The 22535-nt window shown below is 43.1% G+C and carries 17 protein-coding genes; 10 read left to right on the forward strand and 7 right to left on the reverse strand.

Annotated features, from left to right (window positions below; all coding sequences use genetic code 11):
• Positions 1-126 precede the first annotated feature (126 nt).
• Positions 127-675: an acyltransferase gene (locus tag HWQ36_RS04670; RefSeq protein WP_292698597.1), complete on the forward strand. Its 549-nt coding sequence runs from the start codon at positions 127-129 to the stop codon at positions 673-675.
• 45 nt (positions 676-720) lie between these two features.
• On the opposite strand, the gene HWQ36_RS04675 is transcribed toward HWQ36_RS04670, so the two are convergent.
• Positions 721-2103: a cytochrome P450 gene (locus HWQ36_RS04675; protein WP_292698599.1), complete on the reverse strand. Its 1383-nt coding sequence runs from the start codon at positions 2101-2103 to the stop codon at positions 721-723.
• Between the two features lie 277 nt (positions 2104-2380).
• Between HWQ36_RS04675 and HWQ36_RS04680 the strand changes: the two genes are divergently transcribed.
• Both HWQ36_RS04680 and HWQ36_RS04685 read left to right on the forward strand, forming a co-directional pair.
• Positions 2381-3013, forward strand: a complete 633-nt coding sequence (locus HWQ36_RS04680) for a ParA family protein (protein ID WP_012409272.1) — start codon at positions 2381-2383, stop codon at positions 3011-3013.
• A gap of 2 nt (positions 3014-3015) precedes the next feature.
• Positions 3016-3639 (forward strand): hypothetical protein, encoded by a 624-nt coding sequence (locus HWQ36_RS04685; protein WP_292698608.1) that lies wholly within the window; start codon positions 3016-3018, stop codon positions 3637-3639.
• Between the two features lie 245 nt (positions 3640-3884).
• Here the strand turns inward: HWQ36_RS04685 and HWQ36_RS04690 are convergent, their stop codons facing one another.
• A complete protein-coding gene (locus tag HWQ36_RS04690; RefSeq protein WP_292698610.1) occupies positions 3885-4781 on the reverse strand; it encodes an alpha/beta hydrolase in 897 nt (298 codons plus the stop codon).
• 492 nt (positions 4782-5273) lie between these two features.
• Between HWQ36_RS04690 and HWQ36_RS04695 the strand changes: the two genes are divergently transcribed.
• The 5 genes from HWQ36_RS04695 to HWQ36_RS04715 all read left to right on the forward strand — a co-directional run bounded on the left by HWQ36_RS04695 (position 5274) and on the right by HWQ36_RS04715 (position 10736).
• Complete coding sequence (locus HWQ36_RS04695; protein ID WP_094352432.1) at positions 5274-5585, forward strand: BMC domain-containing protein; 312 nt, start codon at positions 5274-5276, stop codon at positions 5583-5585.
• 85 nt (positions 5586-5670) lie between these two features.
• Positions 5671-6018 carry a carbon dioxide-concentrating mechanism protein CcmK gene (locus HWQ36_RS04700; RefSeq protein WP_292698613.1) on the forward strand — a complete coding sequence of 116 codons (348 nt, stop codon included), beginning with the start codon at positions 5671-5673 and terminating at the stop codon, positions 6016-6018.
• Positions 6019-7150: 1132 nt separating this feature from the next.
• Positions 7151-8338 carry a HetZ-related protein 2 gene (locus HWQ36_RS04705; protein ID WP_292698615.1) on the forward strand — a complete coding sequence of 396 codons (1188 nt, stop codon included), beginning with the start codon at positions 7151-7153 and terminating at the stop codon, positions 8336-8338.
• Positions 8339-8641: 303 nt separating this feature from the next.
• Entirely contained in the window at positions 8642-9853 is a 1212-nt protein-coding gene (locus HWQ36_RS04710) for a pilus assembly protein PilB (protein WP_292698617.1), read from the forward strand.
• Between the two features lie 199 nt (positions 9854-10052).
• Complete coding sequence (locus tag HWQ36_RS04715; protein ID WP_292698619.1) at positions 10053-10736, forward strand: Crp/Fnr family transcriptional regulator; 684 nt, start codon at positions 10053-10055, stop codon at positions 10734-10736.
• 69 nt (positions 10737-10805) lie between these two features.
• Here HWQ36_RS04715 and HWQ36_RS04720 read toward each other — a convergent pair whose 3' ends face one another.
• From HWQ36_RS04720 to petH, 3 genes are all read right to left on the reverse strand, one after another.
• On the reverse strand, positions 10806-11609 hold the full coding sequence (locus HWQ36_RS04720) for a Uma2 family endonuclease (protein WP_292698621.1): 804 nt from the start codon (positions 11607-11609) through the stop codon (positions 10806-10808).
• Between the two features lie 128 nt (positions 11610-11737).
• A complete protein-coding gene (locus tag HWQ36_RS04725) occupies positions 11738-13024 on the reverse strand; it encodes a homoserine dehydrogenase (RefSeq protein ID WP_292698623.1) in 1287 nt (428 codons plus the stop codon).
• A gap of 318 nt (positions 13025-13342) precedes the next feature.
• The gene (gene petH, locus HWQ36_RS04730; protein ID WP_292698625.1) at positions 13343-14656 is read right to left on the reverse strand and encodes a ferredoxin--NADP reductase; all 1314 of its coding nucleotides are present in this window, start codon (positions 14654-14656) and stop codon (positions 13343-13345) included.
• A gap of 1394 nt (positions 14657-16050) precedes the next feature.
• On the opposite strand from petH, the gene HWQ36_RS04735 reads away from it, so the two are divergent.
• Complete coding sequence (locus HWQ36_RS04735) at positions 16051-17058, forward strand: phosphoribulokinase (RefSeq protein WP_292698627.1); 1008 nt, start codon at positions 16051-16053, stop codon at positions 17056-17058.
• Between the two features lie 345 nt (positions 17059-17403).
• On the forward strand, positions 17404-18678 hold the full coding sequence (gene metK, locus HWQ36_RS04740; RefSeq protein ID WP_292698629.1) for a methionine adenosyltransferase: 1275 nt from the start codon (positions 17404-17406) through the stop codon (positions 18676-18678).
• 782 nt (positions 18679-19460) lie between these two features.
• Here the strand turns inward: metK and HWQ36_RS04745 are convergent.
• Complete coding sequence (locus HWQ36_RS04745) at positions 19461-20867, reverse strand: family 2B encapsulin nanocompartment shell protein (RefSeq protein ID WP_292698631.1); 1407 nt, start codon at positions 20865-20867, stop codon at positions 19461-19463.
• A gap of 220 nt (positions 20868-21087) precedes the next feature.
• Positions 21088-22497, reverse strand: coding sequence for a family 2B encapsulin nanocompartment shell protein (locus HWQ36_RS04750; RefSeq protein ID WP_292698633.1), 1410 nt, complete (start codon positions 22495-22497; stop codon positions 21088-21090).
• Between the last annotated feature and the right edge of the window lie 38 nt (positions 22498-22535).

Here is a 22535-nt window from a genome sequence, read left to right on the forward strand (position 1 = left end):
ATGTGAAGGGTGCTAAAGTACCTGTGTTGTTTTTCCTCCCTGGTTAAAAGCCAGAAGATTCTTAAACTTCCGTGAGGTTTTATGAAAGAGATTAAAAATAAAATTACGAATAAATTAGAGCGACTATTGGAACAATGGTTAGTACCTCGTCTGGTATGGTGGGGAGAATACTTAGAAACCAAAATCAGACGATACAAGCATCAAGAACTGAAGAGTCAATTAAAATTTTGTGGCTCAGGTCTACGATTTAAGCGAGATATTAAAATTGACCATCCGCAAAATGTATCTCTGGGAAATAAAGTCTATATCGGCCCGGATGTCTTATTAGATGGTCGTGGCGGAATCACAATTGGCGACAATACTACACTTGGATTTAATGTTATTATCCTCTCCGCAAATCACGACTATCAAAGTAATGATTTGCCTTATGAACATAATGTTTACATTCATAAACCTGTTGTTATCGGTTGCAATGTTTGGATTGGCGGCAATGTTTTAATTATTCCCGGAGTTTCCATTGGAGATGGTGCAATTGTGGCGGCTGGTACAGTTGTAACTGCTAATGTTGAACCTTTAGCAATCGTTGGAAATCAACCTATGAGAACAATTAAATACCGTGACAAAGAACATTATGAACAACTCGCTAATAAGCAAGAGAATCAGCATATATCGTAATTATTACACGATAGTAGGGTGGGGATTAAATGCCACCCTACTTGCCTAAATTAGGGCTGGCGTATTTGCCCGCTTAACTTGAAGTGTTGCAATCATCCGCATTCCGGCTGGTGCGGCTATAGTTAAACCACGGCGCACAGGATGCACAGAACGTTTATTCACTAGCGAAACTTGAAATTCTGACAAAACAGTTGCCAAGACGATTTTCATTTCATACTGGGCAAATGCCATGCCAATACAGCGACGATTACCGCCACCAAAGGGTAAATATTCATAAGGTGAATATTGTCTTTCTAAAAAGCGTTCTGGTTTGAACTGCTTAGATTGTGGGTAAACTTCTTCCCGATGATGCGCTAAATAAATACTGGGGACTATTGCCGTTCCCTCTCGCAGTTTGTAGCCCATAATTTCAATCGGGATCTTCACAATCCGCACGAAAGCAGTCATGGCAATTGGGTAAATTCGCAATGTTTCTTGGCAAACTGCTGTCAAATAGGGCAATTTAGCCACACTACTCAAGTCGGGGTTAACTCCAATGGTGTTGAGTTCCCGTTGCAACTTCTCCCGCACCTCTGGTAAATGGTCAACCCAGTAAAAAGCCCATGTCAATGCAGAAGCGGTAGTTTCATGTCCCGCAACTAGCAGTGTCATTAACTCGTCGTGTAATTCTTCATCTGACATCCCTTGACCATCGTTGTAACGAGCAGCCATCATCAAACTTAGGATATCTTGGCGATTTTGATCGATTTGGGCCCGACGTTCCCGAAGCAAAGTATAAATCAGTCGATCAATTTTTTGCCGTTGTTGCAGAATTCTACCCCACGGACTCCACGCACCGAAATCTTTTTGCATAAACCGGAAAAAGAAGGCGCTGGACATTAAAGGCGAACTGATGAAGTCTAGTAAATCACTTAGCGATCGCCTCAGTTCTTCAAAAAGCTCTCCCTCATCTAAACCAAAGACAACCCGTAAGATAACACGCAAAGTAATTTCTTGCATCGACTCACGGATATTAAAAGGTTTGCCAATTTGCCATTCATGACTCACCTGTTGGGTTATTTTCCGAATATCCTCACCGTAAGCCCGCATCCTTTCGCCATGAAACGGGGGAGCTAATAGTTGCCGTTGGCGCTGGTGGCGATCGCCATCTGATAACATAAAGGAGCGATCGCCAAGCAAAAATTTTAACCCTATGTTCCCTCTACCAACCTCAAAATGACTGGAATCAGCAGTAAAAATCTGCTCAAACGCTTGGGGTTGACTAAAGTACACAAGATGGTTATCAGACTGACTACTCCTGATAGTGAAAGTGTCACCATAGATTTTGGCAAAATCATCGACATATTTCACTGGCTGACTAATAAACTTGACCATCCGCAGCCAGCGCGGTATTTGAGGCCCATCAGGCAGATTGTAAGTTGCTGTCATAGGAGTTTGTAGATTTGATGGCTTCTGAATTTTATTGTTACGAGTTTTCATGTTATTTAGGGACACACAAAGCGTTATATTCATCATGGGGGAGTAGAAAGTGGGGAGTGGAGAGTAGAAAGTGGAAGAAAAGGATAATAACTAATAACTTCTAATGACTAACTCAGTACTCAAAACTCTTTCAAGTCAGTCCATCATCAAAAAATCCCACAACCAAACATGAAAAAGATTTCTTCCCCTACTCCCCACTCCCCACTCCCTTTTCCTAGCTAAAGCAGTGCCAAAAATCATCGCTATTCTCAACGGTAAAGGAGGAGTCGGTAAAACGACTACCGCAGTCAATCTGGCTGCAAACTTTGCGAAGAAAAAAAAGGTGTTGCTGATTGATGCAGATATTCAAGGTTCTGCCAGCTGGTGGTTTGGGCGCAGTCAGCAGGGAATGGGATTTGATTTATCTCAAGAAACAGATCCCAAGCTTTTAAGTGATTTAGGAAAGATAACAGGTTACGATTTAGTAGTGGTGGATACGCCTCCCGCGCTGCGCTCTGAAGCATTAGTGGCGGTAGTTGCGATCGCAGATTATCTAGTTTTGCCTACACCCCCATCCGCAATGGATTTAGCTATCCTCGTGGAAACAGTCAAGGAAGCCGTCATCCCCGTGGGAACCCCCCATCGGGTACTGCTTACCAAAGTCGATACGCGCAGTATCGGGGAAGCACTAGAAGCAAAAAACACTCTCACTAGATTAGGTATCCCTGCTTTTAATACCTTTATCCGTGCTTATAAGGCTCATGAACGAGCGGCGCTTGAGGGTGTAGCGATCGCTCAATGGCGAGGAAGTAATGCACGAGAGGCGGAGTTAGACTACCGTCGTGCAGCTGATGAATTACAGCGTGATTGGAGAAAATAATAATGGCTAGGAAACAAAGTCTCTCTGACTTACTACAAGAAGAGGCACAAAAATTTACACCCCCAGAAGGTGAATCTGCGATCGAAGTTACAGCAGAAAAAATTGTCGAAGAAGACACTTCATTAGATGAAGAATCTTCAGAACAAACACCCGATTCAACTTCTACTACTAAACGCACAAGTCCCACTAAGGCTGATTTAGAAGCAACTGTTAAAGAGTTGACAACTAATCTAGAAACAAGCCACAAAAAAGAAGCATCTCTTGGACAAGAAATTGCTGATTTGCAATCAAAATTATCTAAACAAAAAACATTTGCATCAGAACAAAAATCATTACTAGAACATCTAACAAAAGAACTTGACGAAACCAAAAAAACAGCATTACAACTTGCAGAAGCAAATTCCCAGCTTATAGAAGAAATTAATGCTTTAAAACAAACAGCAGAAGATAATTCTAAAAAACTTGTTGTCAAAGAAACTAGTGCAATAAAACCAGTAAAAGATCACTACAATCCACTTAACTACAAAAAATCCCATCGTTCATCAGAAACATTAGCTCAAAATCAACCACAAAATCAACCAAATGAGTATCCTGATAGTTCTAATGAGATGTGGTTACTTGACTAGAGTCAGTTAATCAGTTAGATAATCTATGGCACTACTTGATTCAACCATCATTCCAGCAGTGCCATTTCTGCCTTAAATCTTGGAAGCATCCTAAATCTCTTAGTTACTTAACGCTCTTTTATTACTATCGTCAGATTAAATTTGAAACCCTATTTTGGCGTTAGTCCGCGCAGGCGGACGAGAGTTTGTGTAGCCGCGATTTCTAATCGCTTGGATTATTCTCTCTCCAGAGTCAAAGAAGAGCATTAATCTGGTTCACTACAAAAGTTTAAAATATGCTGCGCGGTGATTTGTGGTTGTTCCAAGTGAGGGAGATGACCACAATCTTGAATCCAGATGAGACTACTGTGGGGAATTGCACTTTTAAACTTTGTGGCATCCTTAGTACCCAAAATTTTATCAGAATCACCCCACAAAATTAGCGTTGGTTGCACAATTTGTGATAAGACATCAAGGTTGAAAGCACTGTAACCACCACTTTTAGTAAAAGCAATCAAAGCTTGATTCCAACTGGGCATTTGTAGATGTAATGCGCCACAACATAAAGCATCGACAGAAGCAAGACTTTGATTTTTATATCCAACGCGAGAAACGCGATCGCGCACCTTCAGACTACTCAAAAATTGAGTTGCTAAATAATCCAACGGTGGAAACATTAATTTACTTAATGGCGAACCACCTGTCAACCCAGCACTGTCAATTAACACCAGCTTTTTTACTACTTCCGGGTGAGTCAGCGTAAAATCAATCGCTGTCGCACCCCCCATCGAAGCGCCTACCAAAATTACAGGTTGGTTAATTAAGCTTTTCCAGAAATAATAAAGATGGGTTTTAATGGCAGTTGGACTATAAGCAATTCCTGAGAGTCTATCTGTAAATCCAAAACCTAACAAATCCACAGCCCAAGTTTCATTATCTCTAGAGAGTAGGGGCAAAAGCCGCCGAAACTCTAACACAGAACTGTCAAAACCGTGAATTAATAAAATAGGAGTTCCACCACTCCCTTGCTTGACATAAGTTGTGGTAACTGGTTGATTAATTAAAGGAGTAGCGATCGCAGCAGTTTGCATACTCTGAGCTAGTGCGATCGAGGCAGATTCTGTCAGCTGCCCAACAGATGTCGGAAGAAAATTCGGAAACATAAATTTCAGTTTATTGTACTAGCTTGCTTCCACATATCGCTAATTTTGTTAAACAGCAAAATTACACAAACTAATATCCTGAAGTATTACTTATGAGAAGGAGTCAGAAGACAGAATAATGCCTCCGGCACGCTCCGCGAACAGAATTTAGAATACCCCAGCAGTCAAGTCAGGGGTAACAGCCACGGAAATAATTTTTCTTCTCCACGATTAAAATCGGGGGCTTTAAACCTCCCTTGGACATCCAGTCGCACAGAATCCATTCTGGATTCAGGCGGATGTATTCTGAATTCTTCTTCGGTAATATATTAAACATAAACCAGCCGCTATCAAAATATTTTAACTCCCAACTCCTCTACATACACGATTAATCGCGTCTCTAGCCACTCCCTAAAAAATATGGCATCAAAGAAAGTTTTCCAAAACGTCAAAATTGGTACTAAAGCCACGTACAATTAAAGTCGCTTATCCTTTAATCCAGGAGCTAATGCCATGCCAATGGCGGTTGGCGTAATTGAAACTTTAGGTTTTCCTAGTGTATTAGCAGCAGCAGATGCAATGGTCAAAGCTGCGGCAGTCACAATTGTGTATTATGGTCAAGCGGAAAGCGCTCGTTTGTTAGTCGCCGTCCGGGGACACGTTTCTGAAGTAAATAGAGCTGTTGAAGCCGGAATCGTAGCTGGAGAGGAAGTCAAGGTTGGTACAGTAATTACCTACTACATTGTTCCTAATCCCCCGGAAAATGTGGAAACCATATTGCCAATCCATTTCACTGAAGAATCAGAACCTTTCCGTATGTTCTAAGAAATTTTGCTATCAAAATCTGTAGCGAAGCTTCGTACAATTAACTCGTAGTCCCCATATCGTTTATTCATACAGGAGATTAATAATGTCATTACAGGCAGTTGGAGCACTTGAAACGAAAGGTTTTCCTGCGGTGCTAGCAGCAGCAGATGCTATGGTAAAAGCTGGTCGAGTTACCCTTGTTGGTTATATCCGAGTAGGTAGCGCTCGCTTTACAGTTAATATTCGGGGCGATGTTTCTGAAGTAAAAGCTGCTATGGCTGCTGGTGTTGAAGCCGCAGAAAATGTTTTTGGCGGTACACTTGAATCCTGGGTAATTATTGCTCGTCCCCATGAAAACGTTGAAGCTGTTCTGCCAATTGGTTACACAGAACAAGTCCAAGGGTATCGAGAATCTGTAGAAAATCCAATTGTCAGATCAAACAGTCGATAGGTTCAACCTCCTACGATGGAATTAAAAATTTCAAACCAAGAATCTCCATAAATGAATTTAACGAGAAGTTTCTTGTAAGGCTTCTGACCATCAAAACTTTATAAGGTTACATTCTTTCTGTTTTTAGATTTTGCATAAGTTAAATTTTGAAGCAGAGTGAAAGCAACAGTTAGAGTCAATAGTCAAAAAAAATATTGACTGTTGACTATTCATTTTTACGAATTTAAAGGTTTTATATAACGGCTTACCAAACATCCTCTTAAACATTAATTTACATATATACATTTAGATAAAATAAAAATAAACCTCATCTAAGTTGAGAACCTTAGTTTTCGCCCTCACCCTAAATCCCTCTCCCAGATATGGGAGAGGGACTTTGAAATTCTAGCTCCCCGAATCCCAGATATGGGGGATAGGTTGGGGGATGAGGGCAAATCCTTATTCATTAGAGTTGAACTAAAGGTTTCAAGATAGACGTGGTTTATATTCAGAAATTTAACTTAATAGAATTCAGCTAAGGCTTGATCCTCCTCCCTGATTCCCCTTAGAAAGTAGGGAATTAAGCCCATTCTAAGAGGGTTAGGTAGGGGTATCTTAATAGGTCAAAATCTTATCCAAGCGTATTAAGATTTCAGGACTTACGCAAACAATAGCCGAAAAGAAAGATTTTCAGGTAGGGGCAATTCATGAATTGCCCCTACTGCGTATGCTTTTGCGTAAGTCCTAAGATTTAACTAAGTATTTTCCTCCGTAAGGGATTGTAGAGAGTTGAAACTTATACGGGTGAAATAACGTCTGACATTGAGTTAAATTAGATTCGTTCCTTGTATCTGTTACAAAATATCAGATTTCCCCGATTCATCTTGTGCAAAGGTGTATCCTCACCACTCTAAGCAGATTTCTGTTCTCAGTTAAAAAACATAACTTTACAAAAAGCTTAAATTAACAGACTTGCTCTAAATGCTTAATTTACAAGGGTTTTGGGCAATTTTGAATTGAAAGGAAAATATCAATGGAGAAATTTCTGCATAATTATAGTGAATTAAGACGTAATAAAAGTAGAAACACTGAGCTATTTTCATGAAACTCATGAAATCTGGTGCATCTGCCAGTTAACAATTAGGTGGGACAAATGGGGGTTGTGATGCAAACTTCAAAATTGAGTTTCGAGGAATGCAATCTCAGTATGACAATAGATATGGAAAAACTTGCTTTAGATTGGCAAAAACGCTTGGCTGCTGAATGTTCAGATCAAAACGAAGCTGCTAGGCAAAGTATTATTCTCTGGCTATTTGGATCTGACTCAAAACGGTTTGATCTGTTGAACCCAAAGGAACTTGAGATCGCTAAACAAGCGATGGAATATCGCTGGAGGATTTTACGTCAACGCTATTTGGGGTTTGGGCGAGAACGTGCTTATCGCAACTTGATAACGCGACTAGGGAGTTTAGTGACATTACGCAATAAGATTCAGACTTGGGTTTCCCTCAGCCGCGATCGCCAGCGCAGTGTTATGGATGTATTACAAGAAGTACTCCAAGAATTGCTGCAAACTGATGCCTATATGCAACAACAAATGGCTGATCTTGCCAAATATACAAGCGATAGACGATTGGCGGATGCTCTGCTATTTGCCAGTGTAGAAGAATATTGTCTGCGACCAGTACGCAATCAACCCCTACTAGCTTATCGGTTTGTAAATTACTTGCGTCGCACTCAGCGCGGTGGCTTAACCCAAGTGCCTGGCCGTGACATGATTAGACTGGTGTCAGAAGAAGTCCTCACCGACGACAGTGATAACCGAGTTAACTTAGTGGATAGTCAGGCGATCGCAGAATATCAAGAAGCACAACAGCTAGAAGAACAACAGGTACTACGTCAGTCAGTCCAAAAAGAATTTGAAAATTATTTACAAGAAAATCTCGGTATAGACGCAGTGGATTGGCTACGTCTATATTTGCAAGGCAAGTCCCAAGAAGAGATCGCCCAGAAACTGAATAAGCAGACTAAAGAAGTCTACCGTCTGCGAGAAAAAATTAGTTACCATGCTGTGCGTGTTTTTGCCCTCAAAGGTAAACCGGAGCTAGTAGACAGCTGGCTCTCAATTTCCTTACAAGAACATAACTTAGGGTTAACGCAAAACCAATGGCAACAACTTGATGAAAAATTGACTCCTCTAGGGCGGCAGATCCTAGATTTGCGGAGAGCAGGTAACTCAATAGAAGCAATAGCTCAACAGTTAAAACTCAAAACCCATCAAGTGTTAGGCGAATGGACAAAAATTTATCTAGCAGCCCAAGCTTTAAGAACCCAAGAGTAGCCACTTCTGGGGGTGGGAGATGCGGGAGTGGGGAAATTAGGGAGATGTGGTTCGACTTCGCTCACCAACCGGGAGATGAGGGAGAAGAATTAATAACTAATGCCCACTTGCCCTGAGCGAAGCCGAAGGGATGCCCAATGCCCAATCCTCAGTATTATCCCCAGTATCTTATCTAAAATTCATCTTCTACTTACGTCTACTTAAGTATATATAATTGAAATTTTAACAATCAAACAAAGTATCTTTATTAACTACCTACTAAATTAGAGGCAAAATATAAATAAACACCACGCAATCAAACCTATGTTGTCTTCAGAGGGCGAACTAAATGATACCGCAGCAAATCCACAGCAGATCCTAACTGCCGCTCAAACTAGATGGGAGGAAGGAAGAGAACGGGAGCAAATGTTCCAACTGATTGATAATCTTTTGTCCTTTGAAGCTTGCCTCTACCACCAGATTTTACCCTTGGGATTAGAAGACAAAAACCTCTTGCTAGGTATGGTTTATCCACAAGACAGTGAGGCACTAGATTATGTTGGTCGCATTTTGCCTTATATCAATTGCACAATGGTGATTGAGGCGATCGCAGCCGACTCTCACCGCAGAATATTATCAGCCTACCTCAACCATAAGAATACATCTCAGCTAGATGCAAAAGTGCATGAGTCAACAGAAGACTTTCCTCAACAAAATGCTGAGAAACCTATTCCCTCCCTAAATGCCGACTCAGAATCAAATCAGCACCCAATATTGATGTTTCAGACACAAAAACGTCAAAATTCTGGACAGCGTGTAGACTTGCCTCCTATCCCAGAGCTAGATCAATCATCTCAAACTCTAAGGAGTCAAGAGGGCGAGATATCCGTTGCAGCAGCAAACAATTTACCTATTTTGCCTACACAAGTTCCTGAACTACTTAGTTCTATTGAGTTGCTGCCAACACTACCACCCAAGAAATTATTAGAAGAATTACTAGGGCGAATTCTGGTTGGGGGAATTGGTCGGCTGTATTTAGAAAGACAAGCTTACGAAGGCAGGATACTGTGGAGTGATAATGGAATATTGCAGTCTGTATTAGACAAACTGCCGCTCTATGTTTTCCAAGGAGTACTGAATGAATTAAAACGATTTGCCTCCCTGCCTCTCACCACGCTTGCAGAACCAAAACAGGTAGAGAAGGAATATGTGTATCAAAAAAACCGCTTATTATTACGCTTGCGAGTCATGCCGGGAACCTACGGTGAAGAGGCAACACTCCAAGTCTTGCGGGGAGCAGCATTAAAATTCTATCAACAACAACAATTGATGCGTCTGGGACGTGATGCTTTAGGAATTTCTCAGCAACTAAGTTTCAAATTACATGAACTACAAGAACGGCTTTTGCTAAATCCCAGCCTTGACTCTCAGCAATCAGAAGCTTTAGCTACACTGAATCAATTAGTGAAAAATTTAGACCAACAGATCAAAATACTGGCACTACATAGCAATCCACCAACAGACAGCAAATTATAGGTCTGTCAGTGAAAGCGCTGATTTCGATCGCGGACATAATTGTTATGTTGTAATGGGACTTTAGACCGATCAACCCTAGAGGTTCATCTCAAATAAATACAAATTTTGCGATCGCACTCTGAGTAAGATTGCGATTTAAACAAACTTATAGTATCAAAATTAGTTTCCCGCTCTTGAATCCATTTGTTGCAAATATTTCATGCTAACTGAGGTTTTTAGTGAACTTTTCCCCTTGATGAGTACAGCCAACCCACAAACCTTAGAATGGCTGCTCAACGTTGCAATTGAACATGAATACCCATCTGGGCGAGCCGTTGTCATGGAAGATGCCTGGGGTAACGCCGTTTACTTCGTGGTTTCTGGTTGGGTTAAAGTCCGGCGTACCGTCGGGGATGATTCAGTAGCTTTGGCAATTTTTGGTCGTGGCGATTTTTTTGGAGAAATGGCAATTTTAGATGAATCTCCACGCTCAACCGATGTCATTGCCCTTTCACCCGTGAAGTTGCTTAGTATCTCCAGAGAGCGTTTTATTCAAATATTGTTTAAAGACCCGCAGTTACATCACCGAATGTTGCAACTTATGGTGCGGCGATTGCGGCAAATTAACCAGCGATTACAAATGCGGTCTTCACCACCAGCAGTCAAACTCGCTCATACTCTAGTAACTTTAGGTGAAAGCTATGGTCAGGAATCAGACTTAGGAAAAGAAATTTTTAACATTCCCTTTAAAGATTTAGCAGAGGTGACAGAAATCGGTGTTGAAGAAACCACTAAAATCATGGAAAAGCTGCATGAAAAAGGGTGGATCAAAATTGATAGCGCCAATAACATTACTTATCTTGTGAACTTCAAGCAGTTAATGAACTTGGCTGGCAAAGTGTGATTACTTTATCCGAGATCATCTATCACAGGTAGGGCTAGTACACAATCGCCCAAGCTACGTCCGTGATACTTAAAACTCTGGTTCAACACCGAGCGATCGCAATTGAGCAGTTAATCGATCGGCTCTTTGGCGCTCTAACTCTGCTCTTTGGCTTTCTAATTCTGCTCTTTGGCTTTCCTGTTCTGCTCTTTCCTCGCCACTCAGTAACAAATTACCTTGCAAATCCCACCAGCGCAGCCAGGGTAATTCCGCATTCTGATAAACTCCTTGCCAAATACCTAATTCAACTCCCAAAGGCGCGATGGGATAATGTCCCCGCTCATTTGCTGGTAACAGTTGATATTGCTCTTCAATAATGTGGTACATTTCCACACTGGCTTTATTCACTTCATAAATGCCGTAAAAAGCCGGATGAATTACCTGCTCATAAATCCAAAATTTCCCCTTCCAGGGAGTTTTGTCTCGCTCCTCACTACCATCTCCAGAGACAAATTCTAATACAATCAACGGAGCAATGTGTTCTTGCCAAAGCACATAAGAGCGGCGCATTTTCCCATTCAGCGTAGGCGGCACATTCGGGACATAGAACCAATCAGGAGCTTCTGCACCTCGTTCTGGTGGGTCAGTAATCCGCCAGTAGATACCACTATCTTGACCGATGCAATATTGCCCATCAGGATGACGTTTTTGCAGTACTGGTTTAATTGACTCTGTTATTAGAATGCTTTGAGGATGTTCTTGGAAGTTTTTCGCGCCAGTTCGCACAACGGGGGGAACCCCCGCAAGCGACTGGCTTACAAAAGTGCCATCAGACTCTGGAAGTTGAGTATGGTCTGGAAGTGTGATACTAGTAGCTGGATTAGTTGCAGTCATAGGGCTACCCTCGCGTTCAACGCGCCAGTTTGTTATTTAGTCTAGCTTCCGTAGGCGCAAAAAGAAATCTGAAAAAACTAAGTGTTCTAGCTTTGAGAACTCCTAATGGCGATCGCTAAACGATAATCTCAAAGTACACGCAATAAGCTAGGAATGCTTTCAATCGCTTCCAAATCCCGGATTTCTGCCAAAGCTTGCCGAAAGTTGCCTTCCCGCACATCATGGGTAACAACCACAATCTCTGCTAGTTCCCCTTGAAAGCCAGTTTGGACAATTGACTCTAAGCTAACGCCATAGTTACCAAAGCAAGTTCCCAATTTCCCGATAACTCCCGGTTGGTCATTGGTGAGGAAACGGGCGTAAAACCGAGTTATCAGTTCTGTCATTGGCGCAATTTGGCAGTATTCCTGATGTCCACAAGCTATTAATGGATTTGCAACTGCTGTATTAGTTTTAAGAACAGCTACTAAATTCAAAATATCTGATGTAACGGCACTAGCGGTTGCACCAGCACCAGCACCAGGGCCAAAAAACATGACTTGCCCGATAGGTTCTCCTTCGACGAGAATGGCGTTGTAAACGCCGTTGATGCTAGCCAAAGGGTGAGCTTGAGGCACTAAAGTCGGATGAACTCTGACTGAAAGCGGGGATGAGGGAGTATCACGTTTAGCGATCGCTAATAATTTAATCACAAATCCCAATTTTTCGGCGTAGGCAATATCTGTCTTGCTAACTTGCCGAATGCCTTCGGTATAAACATCTTGTAAGTTGATGCGTCCACCAAAGCTTAATGATGCGAGGATGGCAATTTTATCTGCTGCGTCCAAGCCATCAACATCGGCTGTGGGGTCAGCTTCAGCATAACCCAAGCGTTGGGCATCAGCTAAGACATCGCTGAAGTTGCTGCCTTCTGTTTGCATCCGTGTGAGGATGTAGTTAGTTGTACCGTTCACGATGCCTGTGACAGTGTGAATGCGGTTAACACTCAAAGACTGCTTTAGGGGTTGAATCACCGGAATGCCACCACCCACAGAAGCTTCTAGCATGACGTATACGCCAGCTTGATTGGCAGTTGTGAAAATTTCTGCCCCAAAGCGGGCGATCGCTGCTTTATTGGCGGTGACTACATGCTTACCATTACTCAAAGCTTTGAGAATTAGCGATCGCGCCGGCTCCAGTCCGCCCATCACCTCGACAACTATATCTACCGCCGGATCGTTGACAATAGATTCTAAATCTGTGGTTAGAACTTCTGTAGATAATTCTACTGCCCGGAGTTTATCGAGCGATCGTACTCCCACCCGATAGATTTCTATCTCTTGCAACAACGGATGCCGCCCAGCCTTATCTTCCAACAACTGCACTGTCCCTGTTCCCACAGTGCCTAATCCCAGTATTCCTAGTTTCACACCCACAATTTTTGTACCCAATTTATTTTTAAGTGCTGAGTGCTGTTAGCGGATAGCTAAGGTTTAGCCCGTGCTGAGTGCTGAGTAGTTATCAGTACTTAGTAATTGACTACTCAGAACTGAGAACTCTTTCCTCAGCTATTTACAATATTCATTCATAACAAAACAATTGTAGGGTGAGCATTGCCCACCCTACTAATTCATAACTTTGTCATTTGTCCTTCGTCCTTCGTCCTTTGTCTAAAACTAATACTTCTCTACGAGACGCTACGCGAACGACTTCGCTCAGTACAAGTGACCAATGACCAATGACTAATGACTAACTTAATAAGTTTCTACGTGCCAGCGACCGGCTTTCTTGAGTTCCTTCTGGTAAACACTCCAGGTTACGCCTTCTTTCGCAGCAGCAGCAGTTAAGGCTGCATCAATACCTTCTTCCATACCCCGCAAACCGCAGATGTAGGTGTGGGTTTTTTCATTTTTAATCAACTGCCACAATTCATCAGCATGTTCTGCTACGCGGTCTTGAATATACATTCTACCGCCTTGGGGATTTTTCTGTTCGCGGCTGATGGCAGCAGTTAGGCGGAAGTGATCAGGATATTTTTGTTGAATTTCTTCCAGTTCTTCCTTATATAAAAGGTTTGGAGTTGTTGGCACGCCAAATATCAGCCAAGAGAATCCTTTAAATTGGTATTCTGGGTTAGCGGCTTTTTCCGCATCTTTAAACTGCCGCCACAAATAAGCTCGCATGGGAGCAATACCTGTTCCAGTTGCCATCATGATGACATTAGCTTCAGGATCTTGGGGTAACAACATTTCCTTACCCACAGGCCCTGTAATTTTTACCTCTTCCCCTGGCTTGAGGAAACACAGGTGCGTAGAGCAAACACCGTAGACTGTTTCGCTAGTTTCTGGATGCTTATACTCCAACTGGCGGACGCACAGCGATACTGTCTTATCATCTACATCATCCCCATGACGAGTTGAGGCGATGGAATACAGTCTCAGTTTCTCCGGTTTACCGTTTTTGTCTAATCCTGGTGGAATAATCCCAATACTTTGACCTTCTATATACTTCAAATCACTGCCAGATAAGTCAAATTTAAGGTGTTGAACAATACCAATACCATCTTCTTTGACTAGCGGTTCATTAGATATTACCTTGCCAATAAACGGAGCATTGGGACGGTAAGTGTTAACAGGAACGTCACCGTGGTCTTTTTTGGCTTTCGCTTGAGTCATGGTGTTGCCTTTCTTGTCCTTCTTCTGTTCTTCAGCACTATGAGCATTTACAGGTGTGGCTTTACCATTCCCTTCACTGTTAGCAGTTTCCCCAGATTTAGCTAACTCGCTGACAACGCTTGTAGCATTCCCAAATGAGGCTTTACCATTAACTGGCTCTAGAGCAGTTACAGGCTGGATGCTAACAATTGTGCCGCCTAGACGAGTGATACGTCGCATTTCTTGATTCATGCGGTTGTAAGGCACTCTGATGAACATACTGCCACTTTTCCGAATTGGGTAGTTAGTTTGGTCAGTTTCTTCGCTCTGACGCAAACCCACTACTTCATAAACGAAGACGCGGCTACCTAATTCTGTGTTGGCAGCACTCTCAACAGCACCTTGATTGTACATTCGTTCTACCACTCCGATAATTTACTTAACCGTTTTTCAAAAAAAACTATTCCCCTACCTTGCCAGCTTTAGTTTACCGGATTTTTGTTTCACAAAACTGGCTCTGAAGGAAAAACGGCATCATTAAATTAATGCCTTGCTAAGTACACTCACCAAAGACATGCAGGCATAGCAAAAAACACACCTGTTCACCTTCTAAGGTAAATGATAAGTCTTGTGCAGAATGTTAATAATGAGTCAATTTAATCTTTTTTTCGTTAACTACCACCCCCATCAGGGAGATAGTTTTTTACTTTACTACCCAACGAGCAACTTATAAAGGGCAGATACTGTAGGAAGCCTGCTTTGATTGCTGGAAGCTACCACTCAGTTTACCTCCAAAAGTTGCAGTTATGCTTGCTTATTCCAAGGCTTTAAATTGGACAATGCCAATCCCGGAAGATGTTCTTCCGATTGGTTTTACTTCTTGGAATTTACTACTCTCTCGAAATATTGTTAGCTATATTTATGACCTATCTATGGATAATTACATAACTAGGACAATTCTAGCGATAAACATAACGACAGAGAGAACCGTGATTTAAGCAACTGTAATTAGTTTTACTTGATGTGAAAAATCTGTCAACCTCTATCAGTAATTTGCCATAACGCCGACGCTTTTATTTGAGCATATTCATAAATCTACAGCCAATAATTTCACTAATGCAAGTTGTTGGCTCATTCGTTGGATAGATTTTTGCTTTGAATATTCTAAGCATTGTGGAACCGTAATTACAATTTAGGAACGTCAAAAAAATCGCTAAGATAATAAATTATACCTTATAGCCTTGATTATATAGAGTCACAAGTAGCAGAATGACAGAGGTGCAACGCTCATAGGCGGTGCTGATCCCCATTTTTAAATTAACAACTAAATCAACAAAAAATGATTCATGAACCACGCTAATTCTTCTTGACGCAATCTTGTATGGGATACCCCCTTCTGTTAAAATCAAATATACCACTAGGATTAAATACTTACCGGCACCAAAATTCAGGCTAGTCCGACGAGTAGCAACTTATAAGAGAAGGCAGGAGGCAGAAGGCAGAAAGCAGGAGGAAAGAAGTATGAATGAAAACTTTAGTTCTGGATCAAAAACCCAGTTTAAAAAGAAGAATTGTATTGAGCGGAAAGTGCCGCGAGATACAAGGCATCTACAGCCTAAGTCCTACGCTTTCAAACGTGGGTTACTCCTGCCTTCAGCCTCCTGAATACTTTGTTGCCTACCCGCTTGGTGTCTTATAGATGTGCTAGGTAGCAAGAACGCAGGATAAACCAAAGGGGTAAACTCCTGGCTTCAGAATCTGCTGTGTGAAAAAATATTGACACAATCTTAGTATTTTAGAGGAGATTTATGACAAGTAAGCCGGAACGCGTGGTACTGATTGGAGTAGCCGGAGACTCTGGATGTGGGAAATCTACGTTTTTGCGTCGTTTGATAGATTTGTTTGGTGAAGATTTGATGACAGTCATCTGCTTAGATGATTATCACTCCTTGGATCGCAAACAGCGTAAAGAAACTGGGATAACGGCACTAGACCCCAGAGCTAATAATTTTGACCTGATGTATGAGCAAATTAGAGCGCTCAAAAGTGGTGAAGCGATTAATAAGCCGATTTACAACCACGAAACTGGCTTGATTGATCCGCCAGAGCGGATAGAGCCGAATCACATTATAGTTGTTGAAGGACTGCATCCTTTATATGATGAGCGGGTGCGATCGCTAATCGACTTCAGTGTTTATTTTGACATTAGCGATGAAGTCAAAATCGCCTGGAAAATCCAGCGAGATATGGCTGAACGCGGTCATCGCTACGAAGATGTATTAGCACAAATCAATTCCCGCAAACCTGACTTTGATAAGTTTATCGAACCACAAAGAGAATTTGCGGATGTGGTTCTCCAAGTATTACCCACGAACTTGATCAAAAACGACACCGAACGTAGAGTCCTACGGGTACGGATGCTCCAACGGGAAGGTAAGGAAGGCTTTGATCCGACCTATCTCTTTGATGAAGGGTCAACAATTAATTGGACTCCCTGTGGACGCAAGCTGACCTGTTCTTATCCTGGTATGCAACTATACTACGGTTCGGATGTTTACTACGGTCGCTATGTCTCAGTACTAGAGGTAGATGGTCAATTTGATAACTTGGAAGAAGTAATTTATATCGAAACCCATCTCAGCAATACATCCACCAAATACCAGGGTGAATTGACTCATTTATTACTCCAACACCGTGAGTATCCAGGTTCCAATAATGGTACTGGTTTCTTCCAAGTACTTACAGGTTTAAAAATGCGTGCTGCCTATGAGCGGTTGACAGCTACGGAAGCAAAGTTAGCAGCGGTTCAGGTTTAACAGCAGCGCTTGTGTCAAAGTTTGTGGGGGCGCTTCTGAGTGTCCCCCTTTTTTAGTGTTATTAAATACATTTTAGCCACAAAATAATTAGCATAAATTTATTTTTTTACAGATACTTACCTTATAGTTAGTGGTTTTTATCAATATCAACAAGATACTAACTACTGAAGTATAAATATTGTTATGATTTCATAAATTAATGTGAGTTCGACGGCTCCTAAGAAACTAGATTGTTTCTCTTAAGGCATAACGAATGCCGTTCGTTGGAAGCTCACGTTAAATTAGGTAGTTGAGCTAAATACCACATTTAGTCAGCAAAAAAACTCAAGTCAGGAGGAATTTGCTTTGTCTCGTCGATATTTATTTACCTCCGAGTCAGTCACCGAAGGTCATCCAGATAAAATCTGCGATCAGATTTCTGATACCATTCTGGATGCCCTACTTACACAAGACCCCAGCAGCCGTGTCGCTGCTGAAGTAGTAGTTAACACTGGTTTGGTGCTAATCACTGGTGAAATAACCACCAAAGCCAACGTGAATTTCGTCAATCTCGCCCGCAAAAAAATTGCCGAAATTGGCTATACAAATGCTGATAATGGCTTTTCTGCTAACAGCACCAGCGTTCTGCTGGCTTTAGATGAACAATCACCCGATATCGCCCAAGGCGTTAACACCGCCCAAGAAACCCGCCAACAAGATAGTGATGAGCTATTCGACAAAATTGGTGCAGGCGATCAAGGTATAATGTTTGGTTTTGCCAGCAACGAAACACCAGAACTGATGCCCTTACCCATCAGTCTCGCTCACCGCATTGCCCGCCGATTGGCAGCAGTTCGCAAAACAGGTGAATTGTCATACCTGCGTCCTGACGGTAAAACCCAAGTAACTGTAGTCTACGAAGATGGACGACCAGTAGGTATTGATACTATTCTAATTTCCACCCAGCATACAGCCAGTATTGGGGAAATTACGGATGAGGCGGCTGTACAAGCCAAGATTAAACAAGACCTTTGGTCAGCAGTGGTCGAACCTGTTTTTGGTGACATTGACATTAAGCCTAACGATCAGACACGTTTTTTAGTCAACCCCACTGGCAAATTTGTCGTTGGTGGTCCTCAAGGAGACTCTGGTCTGACAGGACGGAAAATAATTGTTGACACCTACGGTGGTTATTCACGGCATGGTGGCGGCGCTTTTTCTGGCAAAGACCCCACAAAGGTAGACCGTTCTGCTGCTTATGCGGCTCGTTATGTAGCGAAAAATATTGTCGCTGCTGGGTTAGCAGAAAAAGTTGAAATCCAGCTATCTTATGCTATCGGTGTAGCGCGACCAACAAGTATTTTGGTAGATACCTTTGGCACTGGCAAAGTTGATGAAGAAACCTTACTGGAATTAATCAACCAACACTTTGAACTGCGTCCAGCAGGGATTATCCATACCTTTAACTTACGCAACTTACCAAGTGAACGAGGCGGACGTTTTTATCAGGACGTCGCGGCTTACGGTCATTTTGGGCGGGCTGATTTAGACTTGCCTTGGGAACAGACCGATAAAGCCGAATTGTTGAAGCAAGCAGTAAATGAGTCACTTTCGGCAGTAGTTGCTCAAGCACTAACTTAGGCTTATAGGCGACTGCAAAAACTTAGTTTATATAAATAAGGGTATAGGCAACTTCACAAATTGCCTATACCCTTATTTATCTTTCAACTATCCCCTGCAAAGCGGAATCTAATTCAACGTGAGTTCGACAGACCTCTCCCTCCCAGCCTCCCTCTCCTAAAAGGCGAGGGAGGAGTAATGAAATTAGAGGGTTTTTGCTCCCCTCTCCTCGTAGGAGAGGGGCTGGGGGAGAGGTCAAAATAGCACTCGTCGAACTCACGTTAATTCAGTTGAGTTAAGGATTATCACGTAGACACGAAATTTCGCGTCTCTACTAGTGTCTCAATACTGCGTAGTATTGACCGAACAAGGCAAAAGTAAAAAGTAAAAAAGCACTCATAAAGAAAAAGAACAATGGTCACAAGCCCCTGAATTTATTTATGGAACAAAGTAAAAACATTTGTTTCTAGATACGTAGTACAAGAAACAATACGTTCTTATTAATAGGACTTACGCAAAATATCTCTCAAACTCTGATTTCTCCGTGTCCTCTGTGCCTCTGCGGTTCGTTATTCCATAACTCCAGGACTTACGCAAAAATTGCCAAAAAGCTTAATTTATCGTTCGCGTAGCGTGCCGGAGGCATACCGCCAAGACGCCAAGAACGCCAAGAATTCGTAGAGTGTGCGTAAGTCCTAAACTCAACTCGTGCGTAAGTCCTAATTAAATCCCCTAGATTTATTTATGGGGATTATCTTTTTACTTTTTACTTCTTAATAGTGTCCAGATGACCAAGCCTTTCCTCAGCGACCGATTTCCACATTTTCAAGAATGCCGAGTGCATCGGGGACAAGAACAGCTGCGGAGTAGTAGGCGGTGACAAGGTAGGACATAATAGCCTTTTCGCTGATGCCCATGAATCGGACGGACAAACTGGGTTGGTGTTCGTCGGGAATACCAGTTTGATGTAAACCGATAACGCCTTGATCTTCCTCTCCAGTGCGGAGTACAAGGATAGAGCTAGTCTGGGTATTTGTGATCGGAATTTTGTTACAGGGAAAAATAGGTACGCTTCGCCAAGCGGTCACTATGCTGCCGTCTAGGTCGATGCTTTCTGGATAGATGCCGAGGCGGTTGCACTCTCGGCCGAAGGCGGCGATGGTACGGGGGTGCGCCAGGAAGAATTTTGACTTCCTCCTACGGGTAAGGAGTTCGTCGAGGTCGTCGGGAGTGGGTGGGCCATTGCGGGTGTAGATGCGCTGTTTGAGGTCGGCGTTGTGTAGCAAGCCAAATTCGCGGTTGTTGATTAACTCGTGTTCTTGACGTTCCCGCAATGCTTCGATAGTTAACCGCAATTGTTGTTCGGTCTGATTCATCGGTTCGTTGTACAGATCGGCGACACGAGTATGCACCCGCAACACAGTTTGGGCAACGCTCAATTCATATTCGCGGGGTGAGAGTTCGTAATCTACAAAGGTTCCCGGTAACTCAGTCTCCCCAATATGTCCTGAACTCAATGCGATCGCAGCTTCCCCGTACTTGTTCTGTGGGACTTGTGGACGAGTTCTGATGCGATCGATGTGAGCCTGCAATGCCTGTGACTGGTTGAGCAGTTCCCGAAACGCCTGTTGTGGGAGCGCCAATACTGTGGTTTGAGTGATAGCTTGGATTGTGAACTGCCAATTGGTCTGGGAGTCTACCAAGGTGCGATCGCCAAAATAATCACCATCGGCTAATATACCCAACACAGGTTGCTCATCATACTTGCCAACACCAATCTTATTTACCTTGCCATGAGCAATCAAAAAAAGCTGATTGGCTGGCTGGCCTGACTGCACAATGATGTCACCAGGTGCAAACTCTTGCTGAACAAACCGACCCGCCAAGGCATTCAACACCTCAACGTCATCAAATTCTCGCAGCAATGGCAACTCACCAAGTTCTTGGGGAATCACCTGCACCTCGGCTCCAGTGTTGGTAAAAGTCACTCGCCCATCACCAAGGGCATAAGTTAACCGACGGTTCACCCGATAAGTGCCACCCTTAGTTTGCACCCACGGCAACATCTTTAACAACCACCGTGAGGTAATGCTCTGCATCTGCGGTGCAGATTTGGTTGTCTTCGCTAAGTTACGCGCAGCTGCGGTACTCAAACTCAGCCGGGGATGCTCATTTTCAACATCCAAATTCAACTCGATAGATTCTGTCATCACCTCATCCTCTAGTTACTAACGAAAGCGGTTAGAAAATACCTCTACACGCAGCTTTACCCACAGAGGTGGGTTTCAACACTCAATTTTTTTCTAGTCCGCATGGTGTCTATTCGCCCTGGCTCTAAATTGACTGCACGAACAGACATGTTTAAATTTTGAATTTTGAATCTTTCAATCCAAAATCCAAAATTTAAAATCTAAAATTCAGCAATAATGCTTAGAGTCCGATTTGCACGTCTTCGAGGATACCCAGTGCATCAGGAACAAGGACGGCTGCGGAGTAGTAGGCGGTGACAAGGTAGGAGAGGATGGCCTTTTCGCTGATGCCCATAAATCGAACGGACAGGCTGGGTTGGTATTCGTCGGGAATACCAGTTTGATGCAAACCAATCACTCCTTGTTTTTCCACACCGGTACGAAGCAAGAGGATGGAACTGGTGCGGGTATTGGTAATGGGGATCTTGTTGCAGGGAAAGATGGGTATACCCCGCCAAGCAGGTACCCGATGACCGCCCAAGTCGATGCTTTGTGGATAGATGCCGAGGCGGTTGCATTCCCGACCGAAAGCAGCGATGGTGCGGGGGTGCGCCAGGAAGAATCCCGGATCTTTCCATACCGTGGCCAGGAGTTCGTCAAGGTCATCGGGAGTAGGTGGCCCGTTGCGGGTGTAAATGCGCTGTTTAAAGTCGGCGTTGTGTAGCAAACCGAATCCCCGATTGTTGATTAATTCGTTTTCTTGACGTTCCCGCAATGCCTCGATAGTCAGCCGCAATTGTTGTTCGGTTTGATTCATCGGTTCATTGTACAGATCCGCGACACGAGTATGCACCCGCAACACGGTTTGAGCCACGCTCAACTCATATTCACGGGGGGAGAGTTCGTAATCTACGAAAGTTCCCGGCAACTCAAGCTCTCCGACATACCCTGATGTCACCTCAATGGCAGCTTCCCCGGACTCATTTTGCGGAACTTGTGGGAGGGTTCTGAAGCGATCAACGTGGGCTTGTAGCGCCTGTGACTGGTTGAGCAGTTCCCGAAACGCTTGTTGTGGTAACACCAATACCGTGGTTCGGGTGAGAGCCTGGATTGTGTATTCCCAATTGCTCTGAGGCTCTACTAATATGCGATCGCCAAAATAGTCACCGTCAGCTAACACACCCAATACAGTCTGCTCATCATACTTGCCAACACCAATCTTATTTACCTTGCCGTGAGCAATCAAAAAAAGCTGATTGGCTGGCTGTCCTGACTGTGCGATCGCATCACCGGGGGCAAACTCCTGCTGAACAAACCGACCTGCCAAGGCATTCAACACATCAACGTCGTCAAACCCTCGCAGCAATGGCAACTCACCAAGTTCTTGAGGAATCACCTGCACATCGGCTCCAGTGTTGGTAAAAGTCACGCGCCCATCGCCAATGGAATATGTTAACCGACGGTTTACCCGATAAGTACCACCCTTCGTCTGCACCCACGGCAACATCTTCAACAACCACCTCGATGTAATCTCCTGCATCTGCGGTGCAGATTTGGTCGTCGTCGCCAAATTACGCGCAGCTGCGGTACTCAAACTCAGTCGGGGATGCTCATTCTCAACATCCAAATTTGACTCGATAGATTCTGTCATAACCTAACCCTCTACTCTTTAGTTACTAAAAAAATTGA

The organism is Nostoc sp. NMS2 (assembly GCF_017115105.1).
In the GTDB taxonomy this organism is placed as follows: Bacteria; Cyanobacteriota; Cyanobacteriia; order Cyanobacteriales; family Nostocaceae; genus Nostoc.

Bases quoted from the DNA above. Each gene is read 5' to 3' on its own strand.
- HWQ36_RS04675 (WP_292698599.1), bottom strand. From the start codon at position 2,103: ATGACAGCAACTTACAATCTGCCTGATGGGCCTCAAATACCGCGCTGG.
- HWQ36_RS04685 (WP_292698608.1), top strand. From the start codon at position 3,016: ATGGCTAGGAAACAAAGTCTCTCTGACTTACTACAAGAAGAGGCACAA.
- HWQ36_RS04690 (WP_292698610.1), bottom strand. From the start codon at position 4,781: ATGTTTCCGAATTTTCTTCCGACATCTGTTGGGCAGCTGACAGAATCT.
- HWQ36_RS04695 (WP_094352432.1), top strand. From the start codon at position 5,274: ATGCCAATGGCGGTTGGCGTAATTGAAACTTTAGGTTTTCCTAGTGTA.
- HWQ36_RS04700 (WP_292698613.1), top strand. From the start codon at position 5,671: ATGTCATTACAGGCAGTTGGAGCACTTGAAACGAAAGGTTTTCCTGCG.
- HWQ36_RS04705 (WP_292698615.1), top strand. From the start codon at position 7,151: ATGGGGGTTGTGATGCAAACTTCAAAATTGAGTTTCGAGGAATGCAAT.
- HWQ36_RS04710 (WP_292698617.1), top strand. From the start codon at position 8,642: ATGTTGTCTTCAGAGGGCGAACTAAATGATACCGCAGCAAATCCACAG.
- HWQ36_RS04715 (WP_292698619.1), top strand. From the start codon at position 10,053: ATGCTAACTGAGGTTTTTAGTGAACTTTTCCCCTTGATGAGTACAGCC.
- HWQ36_RS04720 (WP_292698621.1), bottom strand. From the start codon at position 11,609: ATGACTGCAACTAATCCAGCTACTAGTATCACACTTCCAGACCATACT.
- petH (WP_292698625.1), bottom strand. From the start codon at position 14,656: ATGTACAATCAAGGTGCTGTTGAGAGTGCTGCCAACACAGAATTAGGT.
- HWQ36_RS04735 (WP_292698627.1), top strand. From the start codon at position 16,051: ATGACAAGTAAGCCGGAACGCGTGGTACTGATTGGAGTAGCCGGAGAC.
- HWQ36_RS04745 (WP_292698631.1), bottom strand. From the start codon at position 20,867: ATGACAGAATCTATCGAGTTGAATTTGGATGTTGAAAATGAGCATCCC.
- HWQ36_RS04750 (WP_292698633.1), bottom strand. From the start codon at position 22,497: ATGACAGAATCTATCGAGTCAAATTTGGATGTTGAGAATGAGCATCCC.